Source organism: Streptomyces yerevanensis, from assembly GCF_000716805.1.
Lineage (GTDB): Bacteria > Actinomycetota > Actinomycetes > Streptomycetales > Streptomycetaceae > Streptomyces > Streptomyces flaveus.
This window is the reverse complement of sequence record NZ_JNWJ01000010.1, coordinates 190,726-216,829: the sequence shown is the minus strand read 5'-3', so window position 1 is coordinate 216,829 and position 26,104 is coordinate 190,726. Positions and strand designations below refer to the sequence as shown.

The window sequence follows — 26,104 nt, the reverse complement described above, 5'->3', positions numbered from 1 at the left end:
GGCCCGGTTCTTGGCGTTGTCGTTGATGGCGTTCAGCCAGCCGTGGTCGGCCTGGGGGCCGGCGAAGCCGATGGTGACGGCCTTGCCCGGCTTGTCGTCGGCGGCGGGCTGGTCGTTGGAGGCCGGCTCGTCGCTGGACTCGTTACTCGTGCAACCGGTGAGGAGCGCACCGGCCCCGACGGCGGCGGTGCCGAAGAGCAGTCCTCTGCGGCTGGTGAACTCTGGCATGGCGGTGGACCCTTCCGTGAAGGACGTGCGAAACGACTCAAGTCGTGCTGGCCCTAAGGCCTCAGGTCGTGCTGGCGGTACTGGCGTCAAGTCGTGCATGCCGTACGGGCGTCAAGTCGTGTGTGCGGTACGGCGCTGGACGAGCACGGCGGCGACGATGATCGCGCCCTTGGCGATCTGCTGGACGTCGCTCTGCAGGTTGTTCAAGGCGAAGATGTTGGTGATCGTGGTGAAGATCAGGACGCCGAGCACCGAGCCGACGATGGTGCCGCGACCGCCGCTGAGCAGGGTGCCGCCGATGATCGCGGCGGCGATGGCGTCGAGTTCGTACAGGTTGCCGTTGGTGTTCTGGCCCGAACCGGACAGCACGATCAGCAGGAAGGCGGCGATACCGCAGCACAGCCCGGAGAGCAGATACAGGTACAGCCGCTGCCGGCGTACGTCGATACCCGCGAGCCGGGCCGCCTCCGCGTTGCCGCCGACGGCGACCGTGCGCCGCCCGAAGGTGGTGCGGTTGAGCAGCAGCCAGCCGATGACAGTGACCACCGCGAAGACCATGACCAGCGGCGGGATGCCCAGGACGTAGGCGTCGCGTCCGCCGAGGTCCAGCACGCTCTGGACCGTGACGACCTGGGTGTTGCCGTCGGTGATCTGCAGGGCCAGCCCGCGGGCCGAGGCGAGCATGGCCAGCGTCGCGATGAACGGGACCATGGCGCCGTACGCGATCAGCATGCCGTTCACCAGGCCGCAGCCCACGCCGACGATCACCGAGGTGAAGAGGATGCCGATGAATCCGTACTCCTGGGTGGCCACCGTCGTGGCCCATACGGAGGCGAGCGCGACGATCGCGCCGACGGACAGGTCGATGCCGCCGGAGACGATGACGAAGGTCATGCCGACGGTGACGACACCGATGACCGAGGCCTGGGTGAGGACGAGTTGGAGGTTGCGGGTGTCGAGGAACTGGTCGGGCTTGGTGATGCCGCCGATGATGATCAGGGCGGCGAGTACGCCGAGCAGCGAGAGGGTGCGGACGTCGGCGCGGGCGGTGAGTGCCCGCCAGGGGCTGGGTCCCTCCACCGGCGACATTTTCGGGGTGTCATCCCGGGGCGGTGATGCGTGCTGCGTCATGACGCCGGAGTTCCTTCCATGACGAGGTCGAGTACGCGGGGTTCGTCGAGCTCCCGGGCGGGCGCCGTGTGCACGACGTGGCCCTCGCGGAGCACCAGGACGCGGTCGGCGAGCCCGAGGACTTCGGGGACTTCGCTGGAGACCAGGAGCACGGCCAGGCCTTCGTCGGCGAGGCGGCGGATGACGGCGTACAGCTCGGCGCGGGCGCCGACGTCGACGCCGCGGGTGGGCTCGTCGAGCAGCAGCACCCGGCAGCCGCGCAGCAGCCAGCGGGCCAGTACGGCCTTCTGCTGGTTGCCACCGGAAAGGGTGCGCACGGGCACGGAGGGGTTGTCGGGGCGCAGCGACAGCTCGCGCGTGGCCTTCAGGGCCGCTTCCCGCTCGCCGCTCCGGTCCAGCCAACCCCCGTACGAGAAGCGGGACATGGAGGACACGGACACGTTCCGCGTGACGGACTCCAGCATCAGCAGGGCCTGCGCCTTGCGTTCCTCGGGGGCGAGTCCGAGCCCGGCGCGGACGGCGTCCCGTACGCTGCCCGGCTTCAACCGTCTTCCCTCGACGAGGACTTGACCTGCGGTCGGTTTGCGCGCGCCGTAGATGGTCTCCAGGATCTCGGAGCGCCCGGAGCCGACGAGTCCGGCGAGGCCGACGATCTCGCCCGGCCGGAGGCTGAGGTCGAGGGGTGCGAACTCTCCTTCGCGGGCAAGGCCTTTGACCTCGAGCACCGGATCCGGGAGCGCGTCGCGCACCGGCCGCTCGGGGAAGACGTACTCCACGTTCCGTCCCGTCATCAGCGCCACGACCTCGCGCGTCGGCGTCGACTTCGCGGGCAGCCCGCCGGCCACCGCGCGCCCGTCCTTGAGGACCGTGACGCGGTCGCCGATGCGGCGGATCTCCTCCAGGCGGTGCGAGATGTAGACGACGGCGACGCCGTCCGCGGTGAGGTCGCCGACGATGCGGAAGAGGTTGTCGACCTCGTCGGGGTCGAGGGCGGCGGACGGCTCGTCCATGACGATGAGGCGTACGTCGTGGGAGAGCGCCCGCGCCATGGAGACGATCTGCTGCTGGGCGGCGGACAGGTCGCCGACGAGCCGGGCCGGATCGATCTCCGGGTGGCCAAGTCGCTTGAGGAGAGCGGCAGTTGATGAGCGCGCGCCCTTGCGTCGTACGACGAAACCGGCGGCCGTCGGCTCATGACCCAGATAGACGTTCTCGGCCACCGACAGGCCCTCCACCAGGTCGAGTTCCTGGTAGATGGTGGCGATGCCGAGGCGCATCGCGGCGATCGGCGAGCGGAGGGTGACGGGGTCGCCGCGCCAGTTGATGGTGCCGTTGTCGGGCTGGTGGGCGCCGGCCAGGACCTTGATGAGGGTGGACTTCCCGGCGCCGTTCTGGCCGAGCAGACAGTGCACCTCGCCGGGCTGGACGTCGAGGTCGACGCCGTCGAGCGCGCGGACGCCGGGAAACGACTTGGTGATCCCGGACATGGTGAGCAGCGGTGGTTCGGATGCCATGACGGTTCCCCTTGGCGGGCGTGCGGGCCGGTTCAGGGCAGGGCGGGGTAGGGCAGGGGCGGTGCGGGGTGCTGAGTCGGAGTGGTGGCAGGGTGTCGTCGTGCTGGTGGCTTTACGTGGCGCTGGCGAGCGTGACGTGCGGCCCTGGTGAGCGTGACGTGCTGCGTTAAGCGGGTGAGAACAGATGGTCGCTGATGAGCCGGGCCGCGCCGATGACTCCGGCGGTGGGGCCCAACTCCCCCAGAACGATCGGGAGGTTGCCGGTCGCGAGGGGCAGCGACTGACGGTAGACCTGGGTACGGATCGCGGCGAGCAGGGTGTGGCCGAGGCCGGTCACCCCGCCGCCGATCACCACCAGGCCGGGGTTGAAGAAGCTGACGAGTCCGGCGATGACCTGGCCGGTGCGGAAGCCGCCCTCGCGGATCAGATCGAGCGCCGTGGTGTCGCCCGCGACGGCCGCGGCGGCGACGTCGACGGAGCTGAGGCTGCCGTTCGTCTCCAGGCGGCTCGACAGTTCCGGCGACAGCCCCTGCTGGGCGGCTTCCGTGGCGTCGCGGGCGAGCGCGGCGCCGCTGAAGTGGGCTTCCAGGCAGCCCCGGTTGCCGCAGGCGCACTGGCGGCCGTCCGGTACCGCGAGGATGTGGCCGATGTCGCCTGCACTGCCCGTCGTACCGCGGTAGACCTCACCGCCGACGACGATGCCGCAGCCGATACCGGTGCCGATCTTGACGCAGAGGAAGTCGCCCACGGAGCGTGCGACGCCCGCGTGCTGCTCCCCCATGGCCATCAGGTTCACGTCGTTGTCGACCATGACGGGGCAGCCGAGGTCCTGGCTCAGCGCCTCGCGCACCGGGAACCCGTCCCAGCCCGGCATGATCGGCGGGGCGACCGGGACACCCTCGGGGAAACGGACGGGCCCTGGTACGCCGATGCCGGCGCCGTCGAAACCTTCCGCGAGCCCCGAAGCCCTCAACTTCGCCGCCATGGACAGGACTTGCTCGAAGACCGCGACCGGGCCCTCGCGTACGTCCATGGGCTGGTTGATGTGTCCCAGCACTTCCAATTCGGCGTTGGTGACGGCCACATCGATCGACGTCGCGCCGATGTCCACGCCGAGGAAGCGCAGAGCGGGCGCGAGCCGGATGTTGTGGGACCGGCGGCCACCGCGCGAGGCGGCGAGTCCGTCGGCGACCACGAGTCCCGTCTCCAGGAGACGTTCGACCTCCACGGCCAGCTTGGACCGCGAGAGGTCGACCCGATCGCCCAGCTGGGCACGGGAGTTGGGCCCGTCATCACGCAACAGCCTGAGCAGCCGCGCTTGGTGGGCGTTCGCGGGTCGCGCCGTCATACGTCTCACGAGCCCCTCCCCGCCTCATCGGCACAGCTTCGTCGTGCTTTCGAGGGGAACGTAGCAGCGGTTGCCGGGAGTGGGAAGAAGTTGCGCAGGAATTAGCGCTGACTTTTTCCACTGACAGGACAAAGAGAGGGGTGCTGGTGCCTCAGGCGCCGGGCAGGCTGAAAATCAGCCTGCCCGGCGCCTGAGGACCGGAGGTCCGGGGGTCGGCCCCCGGAAGCGGGGTCGAAAGGGGCGCAGCCTCTGGCGAGTCGAAGGGGCGCAGCCCCTGGGGGTAGGGCCGGCGATGCGCCCGGCGGCGCTACGCTCCCTGTCGCGCGTGATACGTCCTGCGCGTGTGCTCCGTGTGGGCGCGCATGACCTCCGTCGCGCGCTGCTCGTCGCGGGTCGAGATCGCCGCGATGAGTTCGCGGTGCTCGATCCAGGACTGGTGGCCGCGCTGGCGGGCGACGGGGGTGTAGTACCAGCGGACCCGGCGGTCGACCTGCGCGGCCAGCTCCGCGAGGACCGCGTTGCCCGCGAGTTCCATGACCTTCGCGTGGAAGCGGGCGTTCATCGCGACCGCGCCGTCCACGTCGTCGGCGTCCACCGCCCGCTCGCCCTCGGCGCACAGCTCCTCCAGGGCACTGATACCGGCACTGCCCGCGTTCGCGGCGGCGAGGCGGGCGGCCTCGGCCTCCAGGAGCGTACGGACCGTGAGGAGCTGGTCCGCCTCCTCCTCGGTCGGCTCGTGTACGAACGCGCCCTGCGCGGGCCGCAGATCGACCCAGCCCTCGGTGTTCAGCCGCTGCAAGGCCTCACGCACCGGCTGCCGGGAGACCCCGAGATGCCCGGCGAGCTCGCTCTCGACCAGGTGCTGGCCGGGCTGCAGGGCCCGCGTCGTGATGAGCTCAAGCAGCGCCTCGTACACGCGATCCCTGAGCGGCCCCGGCCGTTCGAGCTTGGGTACCGCCCCCTGCGGCAGTCCTGTCGACAACATCGCGGTCCCCCTCCTGGGCAACGGCAGCGCGGCAACCGAAAAGCCAGTGCCAGCCAGTATCAATTGTCTTTCGTCTACAGTCTACGGCGCACACCGGCCAGGGCGAGGGGCAGTTGGACTCGTCACATCACGGCGAACCCGCACGTCACGGGCAGCGGACCACCTGTCCCGCATACGACAGATTGCCGCCGAAGCCGAAGAGCAGCACCGGGTCGCCGGTGGAGATCTCGCCGCGTTCGACAAGCTTCGAGAAGGCGAGCGGGATGCTCGCAGCGGACGTGTTGCCGGACTCGGCGACATCGCGCGCGACGACGGCGTTCACGGCGCCGATCTTCTCGGCGAGCGGCTCGATGATGCGCAGGTTCGCCTGGTGCAGGACGACCGCGGCGAGGTCCTCGGGTTCCAGGCCCGCCCGCTCGCAGGCCTTGCGCGCGATGGGCGGGAGCTGAGTGGTGGCCCACCGGTAGACGCTCTGCCCCTCCTGCGCGAACCGCGAAGGCGTGCCCTCGATCCGTACCGCGTGCCCCATCTCGGGCACGGAACCCCACAGAACGGACCCGATCCCGGCCTCCTCCGAGGCCTCGACCACCGCGGCCCCCGCCCCGTCCCCGACGAGCACGCAGGTCGTACGGTCCGTCCAGTCCGCCACATCGGACATCTTGTCGGCGCCGATGACGAGCACCCGGCTCGCGCCCCCGGCGCGTACGGCGTGATCGGCGGTGGCCAGCGCGTGCGTGAAGCCCGCGCAGACGACGTTGAGGTCCATCACGGCCGGGGATGGGATGCCGAGGCGGGCGGCGACCCGGGCGGCCATGTTCGGCGAGCGGTCGACCGCGGTGGAGGTCGCCACCAGGACCAGGTCGATGTCGCCGGGGACGAGTCCGGCCGCCGCGAGAGCTTTGGCGGCGGCGTGCGCGGCCAGCTCGTCGACCGGTTCGTCGGGTCCGGCGATATGCCGTGTGCGGATGCCCACCCGGCTCCTGATCCACTCGTCGCTGGTGTCGACCAGACCCGCCAGGTCCTCGTTGGTGAGTACCTTGGCGGGCTGGTAGTGGCCGACTGCGACGATGCGTGAGCCGATCATGGGCGGTCCCCCTTATTACTGGGTGTAGGGCCCACCAGTCTGTTCGGATACTCACGGGTACGAAGACAAGTGAAGCCACAGGAAAGCGGCGTCAGCCTTGTCGGCTTTTGTTGAACGCTCGGACACCCGAGTACTTACCCGGTGAACAGCTGCGTCGCCTTCCGCACCAGTTCGTACAGACCGTAGGCGAGCGGCGCCCCCACCCACACCCAGGAGAAGGCGATCAGCCCGCGACGGCCGGGCGGCGTACCGGCCGGTGCGCTAGGCGGACTGCTGTCGCTCGTGGACATCTTCGGCCTCCTTCGGGGCGGGGACGTGGTGGCGGGCATGGACGGGGCGTACGAGTTCGTTGGCGACGAAGCCGATGGCCAACAGCCCGATCATGATGATCAGGGACGTTCCGTACAGGGCTTCTCCGGACTTGCCCGCCTCCTCCTGCCGGTCCGCGATCCAGTTGACGATCAGCGGTCCGAGGACTCCGGCGGTCGACCACGCGGTGAGCAGCCGGCCGTGGATCGCGCCGACCTGGTAGGTGCCGAAGAGGTCCTTCAGATAGGCGGGGATGGTCGCGAAGCCGCCTCCGTAGAAGGAGAGGATCACCAGCGCGCAGACGATGAACAGCGGCTTCGAGGAGTCCCCCACCCATGCGATCAGCGCGTACATCAGCGCGCCCGCGCCCAGATACAGCCGGTAGATGTTCTTGCGCCCGACCAGGTCGGACGTCGACGACCAGACGATACGGCCCGCCATGTTGGCCGCCGAGAGCAGCGCGACGAAACCGGCCGCCGCCGATGCCGAGACCGGCGTCGAGGTGTCCGCGAAGAAGTCCGTGATCATCGGGGCGGCCTTCTCCAGGATGCCGATGCCCGCCGTGACGTTCATGCAGAGGATGATCCACAGGCACCAGAACTGCGGAGTGCGTACGGCGTTGCGCGCCGACACCTGCACGCCCTCGTAGGCACTCGGCCCGGAGGCGACCGGCTTCTCGCTGCGCGGCACGCGCACCAGGAGGACGCCGAGCAGCATGAACACGGCGTACGACAGCCCGTGCACGAGGAACGCGAGCGCGATCCCGGAGCTGTCGGAGCCGAACGACTCCAGCATCTGCGCGGACCAGGGCGAGGCGATCAGCGCACCGCCGCCGAAGCCCATGATGGCGATGCCGGTGGCCATGCCGGGCCTGTCCGGGAACCACTTGATGAGCGTCGAGACAGGCGAGATGTACCCGATACCGAGACCGATCCCGCCGACGAAGCCATAGCCGAAGACGATCAGCCAGTACTGCTCGGTGGCGGCCCCGAGCGCGGAGAGCAGGAAGCCCGACGAGAAGCAGATCAGGGCCACGGTCATCGCCCAGCGCGGCCCGTTCCGCTCGACGAGCGTCCCGCCGAACGCGGCGGACAACCCGAGCATCACGATGCCGAGTTGGAAGGGCAGCGCACTCTGCGTACCGCTGAGGTCGAGTGCGGATTCCAGGGGCGGTTTGAACACGGACCAGGCGTAGGCCTGACCGATGGAGAGGTGAACGGAAAGGGCAGCCGGCGGGACCAGCCAGCGGCTCCAGCCGGGTGGGGCTATGGGTGGGCTCATGATCCCGAACGATAGGAATCGAGCGCTCAGTTGGGAAGTCGGCCCACCCGAACTCGTCGACGGTATGCGATGAACGGTATGCCGGACGCGACGAACGGTCGCCGGAGGCCGACGGGCGGCATCCCGTGGCCTTGGGCGGGCTCCGCGCCGGACCGCGGCAAGTCCGCTTCGGTGCCCCGGAGTTGCGGGCTGTGTCGGCCATGGAGCGGACGCCGTTCAGCGGTCCTTGCCCATGGCCTTGCGTACGGCGTCCCGGGTTCGGTCGGCCACCGCGGCGATCGGGCCCAGGGTCAGATTCTTCGCCGCGGACTCGGTGCCGGGGTGCGGGCCCTCGGTCTGGTGCCGGTACTCGCCGCCGAGTACCGGCCGCCGTCCGGAGTTAACCGGCAAGAACGGTGGCAACCGGGCGGAACAGCCAGGCGGCGAATGGCGCAGCTGCGGATCGCCGTGCGCGGTGCCGTACGGAGCCACGGGCCGCAGGCCGTCGGGCCCCGCGGCGCCGGATCTGCGGACAGACGTTCTCAGGCGCCGAGCTGTGTCACAGCGGTGTCCAGACGAGCGGCCGTCTCCTTGAGATCACGCCGGGACGGTGCGTCGGTGCCGAGCTGGGCGACGAGGTCGTGTCGGGAGATGATCTCCACAGCCCCTCGGTACCGTTCGCTGTCCAGCGCCGACGCGGGAACGACCACGACGGTGCCGGCTGTGACGATCAGTGTGGGGCCCTCGGCGTCGGATGCGAGCAGGGCCTCGATCTGCTCAGACGTGATCACAGGGGTGCGTCCTTCCGGGTGGCGGCTTGTGATGTCGCTTCCAGTCGTGGGGTAGAGGCCCGCAGCGCCGTTGCGGCCCTGTCGTGCAGGGAATCCAACGTCCCGATCTGCTGCCGCACCCTTTGCAGCAGTTGCTCCAGCCGGTCGGAGTCCAGGCGTGAGTCCTGTGCCGCTACGGAGCGCAGGACGCGCCAGAGCAACGCCTTGCCCTGTACCCCCAGCCGCAGTGCTTCGAGTTCGACCAGCACGGTGAGGCCGGAGCGACGCAGCAGGCGCCCGTTGGGCTTCACACGCCCGATCTTCTCGCCCAGCCATGCCCCGTAGACCTTGTAGTGCTTTACGGGAACGTCGAGGTCGGCCAGGAGCTGCAGCAGGGCCTGCCGGTCCTGCGAGATCTCCGCCGCCAGGTTCTTCAGATCGTCACCGTATGGCGAATCTCCGTGCTCCTGGACCATGCGCCGGACGAGTTCTGCACCGGCCGTCGCTCCGGCCAGGTGATCATTGAGATAGATGTCCAGCCTTCTCTGCCGTGTCTGACCGTCGCCGGTACCTCGTGCTGTCACGTTCATGATTTCCCTCGGGGTCTCGAAGCTGTCGATGTTCACCGAGTGCCCCGGCTGAGTCGGTCAACCTCTGCTTCGAGGCTGCGTCTGGTCCGGTCACCGTGGGGAGCTCGGGGAGGCCCTGCCTGTCGCTGGGCTGGAGAGTTCGCCGCGACGGGTACCGACTTCGGCGCGTGCGACGGGCCCGGGCACGTCCGCCGACCGTGTACCAGCCCACCCCCAGCACCACGGCCAAGGCCGCCTCCACCACGTCGCCGCCGTAGTACATCCACCGGGCCCCGCTGTGCAGGTCGGCAGTGGTGAAGTCGGTGCCGGGTGGCGGTAGCGCGTACAGGGTCTTGGCCAGCACGCCGTGTGCGGCGCCGGCGGCCAGCAAGGTGCCACCGCGGACGGCGATACTCCAGCGGCGGCCTACCGGATCGAGCTGACACACGGCGAAAGCGAACAGCAGCCCGGCCGCGAGCATGTGCGCGTGCACCACGCCGTGCAGCACCGGCTGGTGTCGCATGGCCGCGAACAGCTCTGTGCGGTGGAGCAGCCACAGGCCGCCCACATCCAGCAGGGCTGCCAGCGGAGGGAAGACGAGCCGACCGACGGGACGCGAGCGCGCGAGGACCAGCAGGAATCGTCGCGCCCGGCCGGGCGCGAGGGCCCGCAGGGCGAGGGTGAGAGGGCGGGCCAGAACGAGCAGCAGCGGGGCGGCCATGCCCACAACGAGGTGCTGGATCATGTGCCCGGTGAACGGTCCTCCCGGCAGCCCTCCCACCGCCGCCCAGGCCACAGCGACGCCCCCCGCGGTGAACGACACATCCCGCCACCGGGGCCAGGCATCCCCGCGACGCCGCAGACGCCCTGCGGCCAGCACATACGCCACGGACACCAGCAGCGCGGCCACAGCTGTGAGCAGCTCGGCCGTACCGGGGCCGGTAGCCGCGCCCGGGTGGACGTGCGCGAGTGTCACGATGCCGGCCCGGCCCCGCTGCGACGGCCCGCGTGCACGGCGAGGACCACGCCGATGAGCAGCAGGACCAGGCCGGTGATGTTCCACGCCCAGTCGTACGGGGTGGCATCCACGCCGTAGCGGATCTGGTGCAGGCGCAGCAGCTTGTGGTCCACGATCCCGTCGAACAGCTGGAAGATCCCCAGACCCAGGAAGAACCCCGCCCGCGCGTGAGCCGCTGCCAGAGCTTGGCGACGGCGCAGATCGGCGTGGAAGAAGAACCCGGCGACCAGCGCCAGCAGTTCGGCACTGTGCAGCAGCCCGTCGGACAGCAGGCCCACGCTGGTGGTGGAACGGTCGTAGAAATGGTGCCAGCCCAAGATCTGATGGAAGAGGATCTCGTCGACCGCGGCCATCACCGCCGCCCCGATCAGCGCCCACACGGCCATCGACCTCCGGGGCTCAGGGCGCGCAGCCGAGGCGGTGTCCGACTGGGCCGATTCCTTCATGGGCATCTGCCTTCCTCTGTGCGGGCGCGCCGGCTGCTGTCCGTCACGACGGCGCCGTCGACGGCTGTAAGAGGTCCTGACAAAGGCGTTGGACATGGCGGTGGATGATCAGCCAGGTGGCAAGACCGAGAAGGGCTTCGATGCCCTGGGCACAGAGCCGGGATCGTGTTGGTTGGCGTTGAGGGCAACGCTTTGCCGGTGAAGTCAGGGAGTGGCGACCGGTGGAGCGTTCCGTGCCGATGCACCTCGCGCACCCTGGTCTTATCGGCCGTAGGCGTCCGTTCGGGGTGGAGGGCCGACGTGCGGTCGGCGGCCGGGGCGGAGCGCGGCATGTCGCCGGCCGGGTCCGGTGGGGCCGGCCAGGGCGTCGGCGACAGCTCCGGTGGTGAAGGCGTAGACGGCCTTGTGCAGCAGGTCGACGGCCAGCTCCCGTCGAGGCCAGGTCTGTGGCGGGGCTCCGACGCCGGTGGCGTTCTCCAGGATCTGGTCGTTGGTGAGCCGTACGACGGCAAACTGGGCCGAGGCCCACGGCCCACGGAGCCCGGAGTGCGCCATGACCGAGCGCAGGATGCCCAGGAGGGCGCCCTGACCGAAGTGCATGCTCAGATTCACCGGTCGCGGCTGCTGACCGGACCGCTCGCTGATGCCGGCCAGACGCTCGAGGGTCCGTGCCGGCACGTGGGAGTCCGGTCGGCCGGTGAGGCGCTGCTCCGTCTTCTCGCCCAGCGTCATCAGCACCGCCCCGGCCGTACCGGCGAGCAGCCCCTGCCACAGTGCACGCTTGAACATGCCCCGCCGGGTACCCGGCGGGGCACGACACCACACCCCACCTGGCGAGTTCGGCGCGGCTGCGGGGCCGAGCCCCGCGCAGCGGGCATACGGAGATCGGTTCGCACGAGCTCCCGCACCGCTGACGCAAACGTGTCGGCACGAGTCCGGCCCTCCGGTGGGATGGCCGGACGGAGCCGGTACTCGCCGCACACAGGCGCTCGCCGGATGCGTGCGTACGAAGATCCGGCCGTCATGACGACGCGCACACGTACCGTGAAGAGGGCCGGTACCGCTGTCCAGCAGGCGGCGTTGCCGGTCGGGGCGGCGGTACACGTGGCCTCGGTGTGGCGGGCCTCGCCTGGCCGGCACCGCGCCTGGCGCCCGCATGGTCCTGCTGGGCGGGGGCGCCGGCTGCCTGGTGCTGTGGCTGTACGGTCTGATCGTCGGCCACGACAGCGATGCCGACTTCGTACCGCTGAACATCGCCGACGACCACGCTGCACTTCGGTCTCGGCGTCGGCTTTATCGCGCTCCGGGCGCTGCTCACCCGTCGCCGCACCGACACTTTCGCCGGGAGGTAAGCGTTGATGATGTCGAGGAAACCACTCTGAGCGGCCACAGCCGGGCTCGCCGCCGGGGCCACCGTCGTCATCCGACGGTCGAGGTCGCGCCCGTCGTCCCGGGCCGACGGCGACCGTTGGCTGACAGCGACGATCAACTGTGAACCGGGCGACATTCAGCCCGAGAAGCTGCCGGTGCCGCTGCAGGAGTACGGCGATCGGATCGAAACCCGGATCGGCCCCGCGCCCGGAGACCGCGGGACGGAACTGTCGGTACGGCCCAAGGAGCCGCCTCCGGCTCCCGCGCACTCCGTACCCGCCAGACTCGCGGGGCAGGCCCCCCGCCAGGATCTGCCCCTGCGTGAGGCCAAGGCGCTGCTGGAGGCGGGCGAGGTCATGCGGCCCGACGCACCGCCCACCACACACGAGACCCCGGGCGGGAAACTCATCGGGCCGCTGAGCCGCCGCTCGAGTGGGGAGGGAGTGCTGTGAAGGCTCTGTGCTGGGAAGGCGTCAACAAGCTCGCCGTCGATCAGGTGCCCGATCCCGTCCTGCGCAACGACCAGGACGTGGTCGTACGCCTGATCGCGGGCACCACCTGCGGCTCCGATCTGCATCTCATCGGCGGCTGCATCCCCATGGGGATGCAACGCTGACCGTGCTGCTGGGCGCCCCGTACGGTCAGACCCTTGTTGATCACCGAGCCAAGGGGTGCGCGGGGCCAACAGCCACGGGCGGTGGGGACACTGATCGTGCCCACGCCGGAACCGGAATGGGCACCGCGCATGGACAGGCAAGCTGACAGCCGCCTCAGACGGAAGGTGCGCGAGCTGCTCCGCCACGCGAACGGGACTACTCGGCAGGGCACGAGCGGCCGTTGTGTGGCTATCTCGCCGCCGTGGCGGGATTCAGCGCGTACACGACGATCCGGCTCCGGGGGCGCCCGTTACCCGACCGGCCCGAGCCCTGGGACGTGGTCTTGACCTCGGTGGCCACGTCCCGGCTCAGCAGACTGCTGAGCAAAGGATCGGTGACCAGTCCGCTGCGGTCCCCCTTCACCAGGTACGTCAGTCCGCAGGGCCCGGCCGAACTGCACGAGGAGGCGCAGCCCGACGGCGGCAAGGAGACCGTCGGCGACCTGGCGACCTGTCCCTTCTGCACGAGCGTCTGGGTGACCTCCACTTTGACCGCCGGCCAGTTGCTCTGGCCACGCGCTACACGCACCGCCATGGGCGCTCTCACCGCCCTGGCCGGGGCGGACGCGCTGCAACTGGCGTACAGCGCACTGATGGACAAGACCACCGGCGGTCAGTGACGGGAGCGGAACCTGCTGTGCGTACCCAGCCGTTCGCCGGTCGGTGCGGGCCGAGCAGTCTCTCCCGTGGAGCCTCAAAAGTCTGAAATGCACCATTTGAAAATGCTTTGCGCGTTTCGCGCTTCTGGCTGCGGCTACCCGAACGATTGCCAAAACCTAGTGGAGTATGGGGCGCCTTGCGCGGTCCTGGACCGGTCCGGTCGAGACAGTCGAACGGGCGAGACAAGGCATGCGGCGCTGCCCAGACACCTTCCTTTCTGTCCTGGGGGTCGTGCGCGTCCCGACGAGGAGGAACCCATGAGTGGAGATTCCCCCGCGGCCGGTGCAGGCCGTGTGCAGCGGATGGGAGAGACCGCCCAGCAAGAGGCTTCGGCGACCGCCGATCGTGCCAGGCAGGCAGCAGGCGAGGTGACGGAAACCGCCGCCGAGCAGGCCAGGGCCGTGACGAGTGAAGCACGGCAACAAGCCGTCACGGTGGTGCGTGACCTGCGGGAGAGTCTGACAGGCCAGGCCGAGGCCCAGACTCGGCGTGCGGCCGGGACACTGCGGAAGTGGGCAGACGACCTGAGCGGGCTGGCGCGACACGCGCCCGACGATTCGCCGACACACGGCCTGGTGGCGCAGGCGGCCCAGGGCAGTCAACGCGCGGCGGAGTACCTGGACAGACAGGGCCCGCAGGGCCTGGTCACGGACGTGGAGTACTTCGCCCGCCGGCGACCGGGCGTCTTCCTGGGCGGAGCGGCGCTGGCCGGGTTCCTGGTGGGCAGGCTCGCCAAGGCGGGCTATACCGCCCAGAGGCCCGCGGCGCACGGCCCAGCCCGCGCCGCCGCCACAGCCCCCGCCGTCACAGAGAGCGTGTCGGAAGGTGCGCCGCGGCAGGAGCTGCCCGGTCACCCGGAGGTATGACATGCGCTCGATCCAGGACCGGCCACTGTCCCGGCTCCGCGGTGAGGACGGCTCTGTGGGCGACCTGCTGTCCGAGCTGACCGGGGACGTGCAGACGCTGTTCCGGCAGGAGGTGGAGCTGGCCAAGGCGGAGATCCGCGAGGAGGCCACCAAGGCGGGCAAGGCAGCCGGCATGTTCGGCGGCGCGGGCTTCGCCGGCTACATGGTGGCCCTCTTCCTGTCTCTCGCGGCGATGTTCGCCCTCGCCCATGCGATCCACGTCGGCTGGTCGGCGCTGATCGTCGCCGCTGTGTGGGCCGTGATCGGTGCCGTGCTGTACCGCAAGGGCCGCGACCGGATGCGCAGCGTCTCACCGAAACCGGAACAGACCGTGGAGACACTGAAGGAGGACGCGCAATGGGCACGTCACCCGACCGGATAAGAGCCGACATCGAAACCACTCGGGAGAAACTGACCCAGGACGCCACCAGGCTGGCCGGCCGTGCCTCCCCACGTCGGGCGGTGCGGCGGCGGACACAGCGCGTACGTGGTGCCATGACAGGGATGCGCGAACGGGTCATGGGTACCGCCTCGCACGCCACCGACCAGGCGAGTGGCCGCGGCCGGCAGGCAGGCAGAGGCGTGCGCGATACCGCCGGGCGTATCACCGACACCGCTCGCGAGACCGGTGGGAGGACCACCGACATCGCGCAGGCGGCAGCCGGACAGGCCACTGACATGGGGCGCCAGGCGGCCCAGCAGGCCCGGGACACCGCGCGGCAGGCCACAGACCAGGTCGCCGACACCGCCCGCGAAGTCACCGACACCACTCGCCAGGCCGCCGAACAAGCCGGCCAGGCGATACAGCAGGCCCCCGAGCAGGCGATACGCCAGACAGAGGGCAACCCGCTGGCCGCCGCTCTGATCGCCTTCGGCACCGGTCTGCTGACCGCAAGTCTCCTGCCCGCGTCGCAGACGGAACAGCAGGCGGCAGACCGGCTCGCGGACCAGGCAGGCGATGTGATCGAGCCCGTCAAGCGAGCGGCGGTGGAATCCGCGGAACAGGTGAAGGAGGAAGCCGGACGGTCGGTGCAGCAGGCCGCCCAAGAGGTGAAGGAGACCGCCTCCCAGGCCGCCGAAGCCACCGGCGAGCAGGCCCGTGAGCACGCCGGCCAGGTCGCCGAGAAGGCGAGAGCATCCGGGCAGCAAGTGGCAGAAGAGACACAGAAGCAAACGCGCCGCTCGCCTAAGTAAGACGGACGGCCACCGTGCGAGTTATCGCTGTCCGAGGGCACGGTTGGGACGGCCGCGTCCAGTGTTCCTGGCACGGCAGCGCTTCCGGCCCTCGGACGGACGGGACTGGAATGTGGGTACTCGTTGCAGCGCACTCGGAGATCACGCCACCTCGGAGGTGACAGGAATGACAACCTCTCCTCGGTCATCCATGGAAACCCATCCCGACATCCTCGACATGCGCACGCGCCACGAGATGGCCGAGCGCGCGGCGACCACCCCCCAGGCGCAGGCCGTGGAGATGATGGCTCTCCTCACGGGCCTGTATCTGGCGGCGTCGCCGTGGATCGCGGGGTTCAACGGCCTCACGACACTGGCCGTCAACAACCTGATCGTCGGCATCGCCTATGCGGTCCTGATGAGCGGTGGCTTCGGGCGTGCCTACGAGCGCACGCACAGCATGGCGTGGACGGCTTGCGCCCTGGGCGTGTGGACCATCGTCGCCCCCTGGGTCGTGGCAGGTGACGTCAGCACTACGAGGTCCATCGTCAACAACATCATCGTGGGCGCAGTCGCTCTGCTGCTGGGGCTGGCAGCCAGCGCCGCCGCCCGCTCAACCGACTCGCCTCGGTCAACCGGCCGAAACCGCGGCATGCCGGCTGCCTAGAGGCCTGCCGGAGCCCGCTTGGCCTCATCAGGCGACCCCTGCGCCCCGCTCACCGGTGACGGGCGACGGGCGAGGAAGCAAGCGCGGCTCCGGCGACACGCATCCGACAACTGACGCCTCGTGTGGACCCGCCGATGTCGGCGGGTCCATCGGGATGGGCGGGAGCCATGGACCATCGGCGAGTTTCCGCGTGTACGGATCGAACTATCGGCGGGTGAGCAGGCACGCCAGCGTGCTCACACCTCCGGCGCATGCGAGGACGGCGCAGGCACAGGCGGCGTGGCGTTTGAGCAGATCGCGGCGGAGGGCGGCGTACCGGTCCTCGTACTCCTGCCGCAGTTGGCCGGCTCGCTCAACTACGTCGAGCAGCATCTGACGGGTGAGGCGGATGCGCTGGTGGACGTAGTGGCGGGTGAGATCCTCGGCTTGGGCGGCGGTCAGCCACGACATGCGGGCGCAGAGGGATTCGGCCTCACGGCGTGCCTGGTCGTGATGGACGTGAGCGAGCAGGTAGCCCTCGGCCTCGTTGGCCAGAACGCTGTCCCGGTCGCCGTAGGGGCCGCCGTGCGCGTTGTGGGCGTTGTGATTCATGGCCGTTCGCCGTTGTGACCGCCGGCGTCCAAGACGTCGCGCTTGCCGGTGAGCTCTCGCTCGTCGAGCCTTGCCAGGTCCGGATGGTGCAGGTCGAAGGCGGGGGATTCGGAGCGAATGCGCGGCAGGGTGACGAAGTTGTGGCGGGGCGGCGGGCAGGACGTGGCCCACTCGAGGGAACGGCCGTATCCCCAGGGGTCGTCGACCTCGACCCGTTTGCCACGTTGGGCGGTTTTCCAGACGTTGTAGAGGAAGGGCAGGGTGGAAAGGCCGAGGAGGAAGGAACCGATGGAGGAGACGGTGTTGAGGGCGGTGAACCCGTCAGCGGCGAGATAGTCGACGTAGCGGCGGGGCATGCCCTCGGCGCCGAGCCAGTGCTGGACGAGGAAAGTGGTGTGGAAGCCGACGAACAGCGTCCAGAAGTGGATCTTCTCGAGGCGTTGGTCGAGCATGGTGCCGGTCATCTTCGGCCACCAGAAGCTGAATCCGCCGAACATCGCGAAGACGATCGTGCCGAACAGCACGTAGTGGAAGTGCGCGATCACGAAGTAGCTGTCGGTGACGTGAAAGTCCATCGGCGGCGAGGCCAGGATCACCCCGGACAGGCCGCCGAAGAGGAACGTGACGAGGAAGCCGACCGCCCACAGCATCGGGGGTTCGAACGAGATCGAGCCCTTCCACATCGTGCCGATCCAGTTGAAGAACTTCACGCCGGTCGGTACGGCGATGAGGAAGCTCATGAAGGAGAAGAACGGCAACAGCACGGCACCTGTGGCGAACATGTGGTGGGCCCACACGGTCACGGACAGGCCGGTGATGGCGATGGTGGCGCCGACCAGGCCCATGTAGCCGAAGATCGGCTTACGGGAGAAGACCGGAAGGATCTCGGTGACCACGCCGAAGAACGGCAGGGCGAGGATGTAGACCTCGGGGTGGCCGAAGAACCAGAACAGGTGCTGCCACAGGATCGCGCCGCCGTTCGCCGGGTCGAAGATGTGTGCGCCGAATTTCCGGTCCGCCTCCAGCGCGAGCAGCGCGGCGGCCAGGACGGGGAAGGCGAACAGGACCAGGACCGAGGTGAGCAGCACGTTCCAGGTGAAGATCGGCATGCGGAACATGGTCATGCCGGGGGCGCGCATGCAGATGATGGTGGTGATGAAGTTGACCGCGCCGAGGATCGTGCCGAACCCGGCGAATGCCAGCCCCATGATCCACAGGTCACCGCCCACCTGAGGGGTGCGCTCCTCCCTGCTGAGCGGGGTGTAGGAGGTCCAGCCGAAGTCGGCGGCGCCTTCGGGGGTCAGGAAGCTGCTGAGCACGATCAGGCCGCCGAACAGGAACAGCCAGTACGAGAGCATGTTCAGCCGCGGGAAGGCGACGTCCGGCGAGCCGATCTGCAAGGGCATGATCGCGTTGGCGAACCCGGCGAACGTGGGGGTGGCGAACAGCAACAGCATGATCGTGCCGTGCATGGTGAACGCCTGGTTGTACTGCTCGTTGGAGATCAGCTGCAGTCCCGGCCGTGCCAGCTCCGCCCTGATCGCCATCGCCAGCACCCCGCCGATCAGGAAGAACCCGAACGACGTGATCAGGTACAGGTGCCCGATCTTCTTGTGGTCGGTCGTGGTGATCCAGGTGACGATCACCTGCCCTCCGCCGCGGCGCTCCGCCGCCGGTACCGGAGCAACCGGTTCAGTATGTGTCGCCATGGAGTCCCTCAATCGGCAGAAAATCGGTGACAGGTGAGCACAGCTGGGACAGCGGAGCCTTGCCCCACCGGTTCGGACATGTCGCTGGGCAGGGCGTAACAAGCCCTGTGGAAACTAGTCCTGCCGATTCGTCACCGCGCCTTGCAGCGGCCGTCTTAGGGCCGAATGGCTGACTGATCCATCCACCCGAGAGGAGCTGGCCAGTTCCTCTTACTTGAGGACCAGGTGATCTGTACGGGCTGCTCGATTACGAGGGGCAGCCGTTTCCACCGGCGGCGATGTTTCTCCGCAACGCGCCCCATCGATGGCGACCGCGCGACGATCCACGCGCACGTCCGCGCCGAACACTGGCTCCCGGACGAGCTCACCAACGGCGGGCCCAATCGATGGCTGGTGGTCGGTTTCTACGACAACCAGGCGGTCCGCACAGCGGACGGCCGGCACCTCAACCGCGTAAAGCTCACCTCGACGTACCAGGAGAACGCACATCTCATGACTCTCCCGCTCGGCACCGACCCGATCACCCTCGACCTGTGACTTAGCGCTTCAGTTGGCGAGTTGAGTGTTGTGGCCGGCGAGCGAGCTGATCTCGCCCCCTACACGCAAGCTCTCGCCACCCGAATCGACCGAGACGCCGCAGCGCAACCCACCCGGGGCCATGGCGCATGAGCACACAAGGCTCACGTGTCGGGTGTCGACAAGGCTCCGCGTCACGACGGAGCGAGGACGCAGAACTCGTGGCCCTCCGGGTCGGCCAGGCACGTCCACGGGACGTCGCCCTGGCCGAGGTCGAGGTCGGTGGCGCCGAGGGCCCGCAGCCGGGCCACCTCTGCTGCTTTGTCGTCACCGGGGTACGGCAGCAGGTCAAGGTGGACGCGACCGTGCACGGTCTTCGCGTCGGGCGTGCGGAGGAACTCAAGATACGGGCCGGCACCCTTGGCGGAGCGCAACACCGCATGATCGTCGGTCACCTCGTGCAGGGTCCAGTCCATCGCCTCACCCCAGAACCGGGCCATGGCCCGCGGATCCGCGCAGTCGACCACCACCGCGGCGATCGGCCCGGTGTCCCGGTAGATCTCCCGAGGCTCCAGCACGCAGAACTCGTTGCCCTCCGGGTCGGCGAGGACCGTCCACGGGACGTCGCCCTGGCCCACGTGGAGGGGCGTCGCACCGAGAGCCTTCAGGCGCGCGACCAACTCCGCCTGATGGGCCGCAGAGGTGGTGGCGAGATCGAGGTGCACACGGTTCTTCGCCGTCGTCTTGGGTTCCGGGACGGGAACGACGTCGACGCCGACGGCGACCGGGTCCGGCCAAACGAGGCCGCCGGCGGGTCCGACGTAGGTGGTCACACCGGGGCTGTAAGCACTCCAGCCGAGCGCCTCCGCCCAGAACCGGCCGACCGCCGAGACATCAAGAGCCTTTATGTTCACCTGAACAGGTCGCAGGGCCATGCCGGCGATCCTATGCACCCGCTCTACAAGACGGAGTTGATCAAGCTCCGCAAGCCCTGGCACGGCCTGGCCGACGTCGGTGTCCTGATGGCTCCCCTCCGGGTTCAGGTGCCCTGAGGCGCCGAACCCGGAAGGGACACCACGGCTATCGCACCGCTGCTACTTCTTCCAGGCCCAGTGCAGGCGGTCGAGCCCGCTCTGGTTGTTCACCTTCAGGCTGAGCTTGGTGCCCGTGCCCTGGAGGGTGGTGAGGGAGTAGGTGTCACCGTTGCGCAGGCCGGGCCAGTAGACCGAGCCCAGGCCCATCTCCCGGATGATGTCGGTCGCGGCCTGGATGTACGCGACCTCGTTGGAGCCGTTGACCGGGCCGTTGTAGTCCAGGCCGGTGGTCATGGAAGCGCCGAACTCGTCGAGGATCGTGCGTGAGGCACAGTCGCCGATGCGCTCCTTGAAGTCCGCTTTCCACTGGTCGACGCTGGTCCAGTCGGTGTGCCAGAAGCCGTAGTTGTGCAGGGCGATCCGGGTGCCCTTGAGGCGCGGGTCGGCGCATACCGGCTTGACGTCCTCGCTGTACTTGAACCCTCCGATCACCATCCGGTCGCGGGGCACCTTGGGGTGGGTGGTCACCCACTTCGCGGCGATGTCGGTCCACTCCTGGGCGGTGTAGCCGAACGGCTCGTTCATCGGCTCGAAGTACACCTTGGAGTTGCGGGCGTAGGCGGAGGTGATCCGCGCCCACATCCGGTCCCAGGAAGCCTGGTTGTCGATCTTGCCGTCCTTGGCGGTGTCGGCCTCCCAGTAGCCCAGGATGACCTTGAAGCCCTTGGCGGTGGCGGCGTCGATCGCGCCCCGGTACGACTTCCAGAAGGAGCCGTTCACGGAGGTGGGGTTGACCGGAAGGCGGACCGTGTTGGCACCGAGCTTGGAGAACCCGCCGATGATCGCTCTGGACTTGGCGTAGGTCGTGGCGTAGCTGTCGGAGGTGGACAGGCCCGACGGCACGACTGCGTCGTCGGCGTAGTTGTCGCGCGGGTCAGCCCAGTTGACCCCGCGGAAGTCGCTGACGGGCGGCGGCGAGGTGTGGCGGGAGGCGGCTGCGGACGCGGGGGAGGCGAGCGCCCCGCTGAATGCCGTGACGCCGGCCAGCAGCGCCCCCAGGCAAGCTGTCCCGCGATGGTTCTTTCGAGGCACGAAGTCCCTTTCGGCGCAGGTGAGTCCGCGAAACCTTGACTGCAGGTCGGCGGCTCTGTGGCCCCCGCAAAGTAGAAGAGATCTCAAACAGAGGTCAACACATCTGCACACCAAATTTCATCAAGAACGCAGGATCACGAGCTTCCCGCAGCCTGCCCCGAGCCCGTCAGCCGCACCGGAAGCCGTTGCGCGAACCCTTGCTGGCCCAACTCCCATACTGTAGACAATATTCCGTCGACAGATTTCGACACCTCAGTTCACCTCCGCGGTATCCCTCGACCGAACGGAGACCCTCAGTGAAAGTCGCAGTTCTCGGCGCCGGCGCGATCGGCGCCTACGTCGGCGCCGCCTTGCATCGCGCGGGCGCCGACGTGCATCTCATCGCCCGTGGACCCCATCTGGCGGCCATGAGGCAGCACGGAGTGCAAGTACTCAGCCCGCGTGGGGACTTCACCGCTCGGGCCCACGTGACCGACGACCCGGCCGAGGTCGGCCCGGCCGACTTCGTCTTCCTGGGGCTGAAGGCCAACTCGTACGCGGCGTGCGGGCCGCTGATCGAGCCTCTCCTTCACGACACGACGGCGGTGGTCGCCGCCCAGAACGGCATCCCCTGGTGGTACTTCCACCGGCACGGCGGCCCGTACGACGGCCATCGCGTGGAGAGCGTGGACCCGGACGGCGCGGTCAGTGCGGTGCTCGCGCCCGAACGGGCCGTCGGGTGTGTGGTGTATGCCGCAACTGAACTGGCAGGACCGGGAGTTGTACGCCATCTCGAAGGCACCCGGTTCTCCATCGGCGAACCCGACCGCTCGGTCTCGGCGCGGTGCACCACGTTCAGCGAGGCCATGCGGGCCGGCGGGCTCAAGTGCCCGATCGAGCCGGATCTGCGCAACGACGTCTGGCTCAAGCTGCTCGGCAACATCTCCTTCAACCCGATCAGCGCCCTCGCCCGCGCGACCATGCGACAGATGTGCCTGCACGGCGGCACCCGCAAGGTCATCGAGATCATGATGACCGAGACCCTCTCCGTCGCTCGGGCGCTGGGCTGCGAAGTCGGGGTCTCCATCGAACGGCGGCTGGCCGGCGCCGAGCGCGTCGGCGATCACCGCACTTCGACCCTTCAGGACCTGGAGCGCGGCAAACCGCTCGAACTCGACGTACTCCTCGCCGCCGTCGTCGAGTTGGCGGAGATCACCGGGGTCGAGGTGCCGACACTCCGCACCGTCCACGCCATCTCGGATCTGCTCGCATTGAGGACCGCCGCATGAGCCGTATGAGCCACACCAGCCGTACCAGCAAACGCGACCGAACACCCAAGACGTACACCCGACTTACTCATCCACTCGTCCGCGACTCACGCGACGAGCCCTTCCGGCAGGCGACCTGGGACGAGGCGCTGGACCGCGCCGCCCGCGGACTCTCCGCCGCCCGTGGCGCGTTCGGGATGTTCTCCTGCGCCCGTGCGACCAACGAAATGAACTACGTGGCGCAGAAGTTCGCACGCGTCGTCATGGGCACCAACAACGTCGACTCCTGCAACCGCACCTGCCACGCCCCCAGCGTCGCGGGCCTCTCGGCCGCGTTCGGCTCGGGCGGCGGGACGTCGTCGTACGGGGAGGTCGAGCACACCGACCTCATCGTGATGTGGGGCTCCAACGCCCGTTTCGCACACCCGATCTTCTTCCAGCACGTCCTGAAGGGGATCAGGAACGGGGCGCGGATGTACGCGGTCGACCCGCGCCGCACCTCCACGGCCGAGTGGGCGGAGAGCTGGCTCGGGCTGAACGTCGGCACGGACATCCCGATGGCGCACGCGATCGGCCGCGAGATCATCCACGCGGGCCTTGCGAACGAGGCCTTCATCGAGCGGGCGACCACCGGCTTCGAGGAGTACGAGAAACTCGTCGAGCCCTGGACTCTGTCGCTCGCCGAGAAGGTGACAGGCGTACCGGCCGCCGCGATACGGGAGCTGGCGCACGCCTACGCCCGCGCCGAGCGCGCCCAGCTGTGCTGGACCCTCGGCATCACCGAGCACCACAACGGCACGGACAACGTACGCGCGCTCATCAACCTGTCGCTGTTGACGGGTCATGTGGGGCGTTTCGGCTCGGGGTTGCAGCCCCTGCGCGGCCAGAACAACGTGCAGGGCGGCGGTGACATGGGCGCCATCCCGAACCGGCTCCCCGGCTTCCAGGACATCCTGGACCCGGACACACGGCTCAAGTTCGAGTCCGCCTGGGACACCGTCATCCAGCCGCACTACGGGCTGAACCTGACGGAGATGTTCGAGGCCATGGAGGAGGGCACGCTCAAGGCCGTCTACTGCATCGGCGAGAACCCGGCGCAGTCCGAGGCCGACAGCGAGCAGGCGATACGGCGTCTGCGGGCCCTGGACTTCCTCGTCGTGCAGGACATCTTCCTCACGAAGACCGCCGAGCTGGCCGACGTGGTGCTGCCCGCGACCGCAGGGTGGGCCGAGACGGACGGTACGACGACCAACAGCGAGCGGCGCGTTCAGCGCGTCCGGGCGGCCGTCACTCCGCCCGGTGAGGCCCGTGAGGACATCGACATCATCTGCGAGCTGGCCGCCCGGCTCGGCCACGACTGGAAATACGCGGACTCCGAGGCCGTATGGAACGAGCTGCGGTCGGTGTCGCCGGACCACTACGGGATGACGTACGAACGCCTGGAGGAGCACCAGGGCATCCAGTGGCCGTGCCCGGACACGGACCGGCTCGAACCGACGTATCTGCACGGCCGGTTGTGGGACGCGGATCCCGCCCGTCGCGGCCGTCTCGCGCCCTTCGGGCTCGTCCAGCACGATCCGCCGGTCGACCTGACGGACGAGGAGTACCCGATCCGTCTCACCACCGGGCGGCGGCTCGACTCGTACAACACCGGTGTGCAGAGCGGTGGTTTCGCGTCGCCGCTGCGGCGCGGGGAGTACGTCGAGCTGTGTCCGGAGGACGCGGAGCGCTACGGGGTCGTGGTGGGTGAGGAGGTCCAGGTGTCGTCCCGGCGCGGGGCGGTGGTGGCGCCGGTGTGGGTCGATCCGGCGCTGCGGCCGGGGCTCGCCTTCATGACCATGCACTTTCCCGACGAGGTGGACACCAACCAGCTGACGATCGAGGCGAATTGTCCGATCGCGGGGACGGCGGAGTTCAAGGCGTCGGCGATCCGGATCGAGAAGCTTCCGGTTGCGACTCAGGTGAGGTGATCTGGTGGATCTGCACTTCGGTGACAGCAAGCCCACGGACGAGGAACGGGCGGCGGTCGACGCACTGCTCGGCCCTCCTCAGTCGTCGTGGGAGGGCGCGGACCGGTCCGACGCCGACCTGAGGTGGGCACGTGGAGGCCGTGCGGCGCGGGAGCGTCGTGACCTGCTGTTGCCGGGGTTGCACGCCGTCAACGACCGGGTCGGCTGGATCAGCGAGGGCGCACTCGACTATCTGTGCCGCCGACTGACCGTGCCGCCGGCGGAGGCGTACGGGGTCGCCACCTTCTACTCGATGTTCTCGGTGAAGCCGCGCCCCGCGACCGTGCTCCATGTGTGCACGGACCTCGCGTGCGCGGCGGCCGGCGCTTCGGAGCTGTGCGCCGGTGTCGAGGCCCGACTCGGCCTCGGCAGCGGCGTCAGCGTCGAGCGCAGCCCGTGCCTGGGCCTGTGCGAGCGGGCGCCGGCGGCGCTGGCGGTCAAGGCCGGGGATCCGGTACGTACGGCCGTGTCCGCGCCGACCACCATCGAGTCGGCCGTGCTCGCGGGCAGCGCGCCCGACTCGGCGCCGGAGGAGCCGCCCGCGGCGATGGCGGTCCCGCAGGCCGGGGATCCGTCTCTGGTACTGCTGAGCCGTGTCGGCGTCGTCGACCCGACCTCGCTCGACGACTACCGGGCGCACGGCGGTTACACGGCCCTGCGCCAGGCCTTCGCCCTCGGCCCCGCCGGAGTCATCCGCGAAGTCACCGACGCCGGACTCGTCGGCCGAGGCGGCGCCGCCTTCCCCACCGGCCGCAAATGGCAGGCCACGGCATCCCAGCCCGACCACCCCCACTACCTCGTCTGCAACGCCGACGAATCCGAACCGGGCACCTTCAAAGACCGCGTGATCATGGAGGGCGACCCGTACTCCCTCGTGGAGGCGATGACGGTCGCGGCGTACGCGATCGGCGCCCACAAGGGCTACCTGTATCTGCGCGGCGAGTACCCACGCGCCCTCGTACGCCTGGAGCACGCCATCGATCAGGCACGCGCGCGTGGCCTCCTTGGCGACGACATCCTCGGCCAGGGCTACGCCTTCGACATCGAGATCCGGCGCGGCGCGGGCGCGTACATCTGCGGCGAGGAAACCGCCCTTTTCAACTCCATCGAGGGCTACAGAGGAGAGCCCCGCTCGAAACCGCCCTTCCCCGTAGAGAAGGGTTTGTTCGGCAAACCCACTGCTGAGAACAACGTCGAGACACTGGTCAACGTGCTGCCGATCCTCACGATGGGGGCACAGGCGTACGCGGCGATCGGCACCGGGAAATCCACCGGCCCCAAGCTGTTCTGCGTATCGGGAAGCGTGGATCGCCCCGGCATCTACGAGCTCCCGTTCGGCGCGACGCTGGGCGAACTGCTGGAGCTGGCAGGCGTACGTAAACGATTGCGCGCCGTCCTCCTCGGCGGCGCGGCCGGCGGCTTCGTACGGCCCGACGAGCTGGACATCCCGCTCACCTTCGAGGGGACGCGGGAGGCGGGCACGACGCTCGGCTCGGGTGTCGTGCTGGCCTTCGACGACACCGTTCCCCTCCCCCGCCTGCTGCTGCGTATCGCCGAGTTCTTCCGCGACGAGTCGTGCGGTCAGTGTGTGCCGTGCCGGGTCGGCACCGTGCGCCAGGAGGAGGCGCTGCACCGCATCGTGGAGCGCACGGGCGCGGACGCGGCCGACGACATTGCGCTGCTTCGCGAGGTGGGCCGGGCCATGCGGGACGCCTCGATCTGCGGTCTCGGGCAGACCGCGTGGAACGCCGTGGAATCCGCCATCGACCGCTTGGGGGCGTACGAATGACCGCGACCTGCCGCAGCACAGGAG

General features: G+C 69.1%; 28 protein-coding genes and 2 pseudogenes. 12 read left to right on the top strand and 18 right to left on the bottom strand.

Features of this window, described 5'->3' with window-relative positions:
* The 14 genes and pseudogenes from OP79_RS13300 to OP79_RS13240 form a co-directional block, all read right to left on the bottom strand.
* Positions 1-228 (bottom strand): annotated as a pseudogene (locus OP79_RS13300) (twin-arginine translocation signal domain-containing protein); the annotation flags it as partial.
* A gap of 111 nt (positions 229-339) precedes the next feature.
* Positions 340-1,359, bottom strand: coding sequence for an ABC transporter permease (locus OP79_RS13295; RefSeq protein WP_033320315.1), 1,020 nt, complete (start codon positions 1,357-1,359; stop codon positions 340-342).
* Positions 1,356-2,873: a sugar ABC transporter ATP-binding protein gene (locus OP79_RS13290; RefSeq protein ID WP_033320314.1), complete on the bottom strand. Its 1,518-nt coding sequence runs from the start codon at positions 2,871-2,873 to the stop codon at positions 1,356-1,358. Before OP79_RS13290 ends, OP79_RS13295 begins: the two co-directional genes overlap by 4 nt.
* 166 nt (positions 2,874-3,039) lie before the next feature.
* Complete coding sequence (locus tag OP79_RS13285) at positions 3,040-4,221, bottom strand: ROK family transcriptional regulator (protein WP_033320313.1); 1,182 nt, start codon at positions 4,219-4,221, stop codon at positions 3,040-3,042.
* Positions 4,222-4,528: 307 nt separating this feature from the next.
* Positions 4,529-5,206 (bottom strand): GntR family transcriptional regulator, encoded by a 678-nt coding sequence (locus tag OP79_RS13280; protein WP_033320312.1) that lies wholly within the window; start codon positions 5,204-5,206, stop codon positions 4,529-4,531.
* A gap of 145 nt (positions 5,207-5,351) precedes the next feature.
* On the bottom strand, positions 5,352-6,290 hold the full coding sequence (locus tag OP79_RS13275; RefSeq protein ID WP_033320311.1) for a beta-ketoacyl-ACP synthase III: 939 nt from the start codon (positions 6,288-6,290) through the stop codon (positions 5,352-5,354).
* Between the two features lie 134 nt (positions 6,291-6,424).
* On the bottom strand, positions 6,425-6,580 hold the full coding sequence (locus tag OP79_RS55970) for an MFS transporter small subunit (RefSeq protein WP_169786188.1): 156 nt from the start codon (positions 6,578-6,580) through the stop codon (positions 6,425-6,427).
* Positions 6,552-7,880 carry an OFA family MFS transporter gene (locus tag OP79_RS13270; RefSeq protein ID WP_033320310.1) on the bottom strand — a complete coding sequence of 443 codons (1,329 nt, stop codon included), beginning with the start codon at positions 7,878-7,880 and terminating at the stop codon, positions 6,552-6,554. The genes OP79_RS55970 and OP79_RS13270 overlap by 29 nt, the downstream gene beginning before the upstream one ends.
* Positions 7,881-8,096: 216 nt before the next feature.
* Positions 8,097-8,207 (bottom strand): annotated as a pseudogene (locus OP79_RS51605) (hemerythrin domain-containing protein); the annotation flags it as partial.
* A 194-nt stretch (positions 8,208-8,401) separates the two neighbouring features.
* On the bottom strand, positions 8,402-8,650 hold the full coding sequence (locus OP79_RS13260; protein ID WP_033320308.1) for a hypothetical protein: 249 nt from the start codon (positions 8,648-8,650) through the stop codon (positions 8,402-8,404).
* On the bottom strand, positions 8,647-9,105 hold the full coding sequence (locus tag OP79_RS13255; protein WP_342669521.1) for a hypothetical protein: 459 nt from the start codon (positions 9,103-9,105) through the stop codon (positions 8,647-8,649). Before OP79_RS13255 ends, OP79_RS13260 begins: the two co-directional genes overlap by 4 nt.
* A gap of 43 nt (positions 9,106-9,148) precedes the next feature.
* The gene (locus OP79_RS13250; RefSeq protein WP_078491770.1) at positions 9,149-10,174 is read right to left on the bottom strand and encodes a cytochrome c oxidase assembly protein; all 1,026 of its coding nucleotides are present in this window, start codon (positions 10,172-10,174) and stop codon (positions 9,149-9,151) included.
* On the bottom strand, positions 10,171-10,662 hold the full coding sequence (locus OP79_RS13245; RefSeq protein WP_051744621.1) for a DUF2243 domain-containing protein: 492 nt from the start codon (positions 10,660-10,662) through the stop codon (positions 10,171-10,173). Before OP79_RS13245 ends, OP79_RS13250 begins: the two co-directional genes overlap by 4 nt.
* Before the next feature lie 261 nt (positions 10,663-10,923).
* Positions 10,924-11,451, bottom strand: coding sequence for a hypothetical protein (locus OP79_RS13240; protein ID WP_033320307.1), 528 nt, complete (start codon positions 11,449-11,451; stop codon positions 10,924-10,926).
* Between the two features lie 367 nt (positions 11,452-11,818).
* Between OP79_RS13240 and OP79_RS56920 the strand changes: the two genes are divergently transcribed.
* The 8 genes from OP79_RS56920 (at position 11,819) to OP79_RS13210 (ending at position 16,093) form a co-directional block, all read left to right on the top strand.
* Positions 11,819-12,157 (top strand): DUF4383 domain-containing protein, encoded by a 339-nt coding sequence (locus OP79_RS56920; protein WP_245685308.1) that lies wholly within the window; start codon positions 11,819-11,821, stop codon positions 12,155-12,157.
* A 31-nt stretch (positions 12,158-12,188) separates the two neighbouring features.
* Positions 12,189-12,485 (top strand): hypothetical protein, encoded by a 297-nt coding sequence (locus tag OP79_RS13235; protein ID WP_245685307.1) that lies wholly within the window; start codon positions 12,189-12,191, stop codon positions 12,483-12,485.
* On the top strand, positions 12,482-12,649 hold the full coding sequence (locus tag OP79_RS51595) for a hypothetical protein (RefSeq protein WP_245685306.1): 168 nt from the start codon (positions 12,482-12,484) through the stop codon (positions 12,647-12,649). The genes OP79_RS13235 and OP79_RS51595 overlap by 4 nt, the downstream gene beginning before the upstream one ends.
* 374 nt (positions 12,650-13,023) lie before the next feature.
* A complete protein-coding gene (locus tag OP79_RS13230) occupies positions 13,024-13,308 on the top strand; it encodes a DUF1360 domain-containing protein (RefSeq protein ID WP_245685305.1) in 285 nt (94 codons plus the stop codon).
* Between the two features lie 297 nt (positions 13,309-13,605).
* A complete protein-coding gene (locus OP79_RS13225; protein WP_078491768.1) occupies positions 13,606-14,214 on the top strand; it encodes a F0F1 ATP synthase subunit B family protein in 609 nt (202 codons plus the stop codon).
* A 1-nt stretch (position 14,215) separates the two neighbouring features.
* Positions 14,216-14,635, top strand: coding sequence for a phage holin family protein (locus OP79_RS13220; RefSeq protein ID WP_051744613.1), 420 nt, complete (start codon positions 14,216-14,218; stop codon positions 14,633-14,635).
* The gene (locus tag OP79_RS49695; protein WP_037973530.1) at positions 14,611-15,447 is read left to right on the top strand and encodes a DUF3618 domain-containing protein; all 837 of its coding nucleotides are present in this window, start codon (positions 14,611-14,613) and stop codon (positions 15,445-15,447) included. Before OP79_RS13220 ends, OP79_RS49695 begins: the two co-directional genes overlap by 25 nt.
* A 190-nt stretch (positions 15,448-15,637) precedes the next feature.
* Complete coding sequence (locus OP79_RS13210) at positions 15,638-16,093, top strand: SPW repeat protein (protein ID WP_033320306.1); 456 nt, start codon at positions 15,638-15,640, stop codon at positions 16,091-16,093.
* A gap of 204 nt (positions 16,094-16,297) precedes the next feature.
* Here the strand turns inward: OP79_RS13210 and OP79_RS13205 are convergent, their stop codons facing one another.
* Together OP79_RS13205 and ctaD are read right to left on the bottom strand one after the other, a co-directional pair.
* Complete coding sequence (locus tag OP79_RS13205; RefSeq protein WP_211270779.1) at positions 16,298-16,684, bottom strand: hypothetical protein; 387 nt, start codon at positions 16,682-16,684, stop codon at positions 16,298-16,300.
* Complete coding sequence (ctaD, locus tag OP79_RS13200) at positions 16,681-18,393, bottom strand: aa3-type cytochrome oxidase subunit I (protein ID WP_211270778.1); 1,713 nt, start codon at positions 18,391-18,393, stop codon at positions 16,681-16,683. The genes OP79_RS13205 and ctaD overlap by 4 nt, the downstream gene beginning before the upstream one ends.
* 393 nt (positions 18,394-18,786) lie before the next feature.
* On the opposite strand from ctaD, the gene OP79_RS58255 reads away from it, so the two are divergent.
* A complete protein-coding gene (locus OP79_RS58255; protein ID WP_211270777.1) occupies positions 18,787-18,930 on the top strand; it encodes a hypothetical protein in 144 nt (47 codons plus the stop codon).
* Positions 18,931-19,103: 173 nt separating this feature from the next.
* Here the strand turns inward: OP79_RS58255 and OP79_RS13190 are convergent, their stop codons facing one another.
* Positions 19,104-19,844, bottom strand: coding sequence for a VOC family protein (locus OP79_RS13190; protein WP_033320304.1), 741 nt, complete (start codon positions 19,842-19,844; stop codon positions 19,104-19,106).
* Positions 19,845-20,003: 159 nt separating this feature from the next.
* Positions 20,004-21,035, bottom strand: a complete 1,032-nt coding sequence (locus tag OP79_RS13185; RefSeq protein ID WP_033320303.1) for a glycoside hydrolase family 5 protein — start codon at positions 21,033-21,035, stop codon at positions 20,004-20,006.
* Between the two features lie 296 nt (positions 21,036-21,331).
* Here OP79_RS13185 and OP79_RS13180 point away from each other — a divergent pair, with 296 nt between their 5' ends.
* From OP79_RS13180 to OP79_RS13170, 3 genes are read left to right on the top strand one after another with little or no spacing between them, the layout of a single operon-like run.
* A complete protein-coding gene (locus tag OP79_RS13180; RefSeq protein ID WP_033320302.1) occupies positions 21,332-22,303 on the top strand; it encodes a 2-dehydropantoate 2-reductase in 972 nt (323 codons plus the stop codon).
* On the top strand, positions 22,300-24,252 hold the full coding sequence (locus OP79_RS13175) for a molybdopterin oxidoreductase family protein (protein ID WP_245685304.1): 1,953 nt from the start codon (positions 22,300-22,302) through the stop codon (positions 24,250-24,252). The genes OP79_RS13180 and OP79_RS13175 overlap by 4 nt, the downstream gene beginning before the upstream one ends.
* Before the next feature lie 4 nt (positions 24,253-24,256).
* On the top strand, positions 24,257-26,080 hold the full coding sequence (locus OP79_RS13170) for an NAD(P)H-dependent oxidoreductase subunit E (RefSeq protein ID WP_033320300.1): 1,824 nt from the start codon (positions 24,257-24,259) through the stop codon (positions 26,078-26,080).
* The last annotated feature ends 24 nt before the right edge of the window (positions 26,081-26,104 follow it).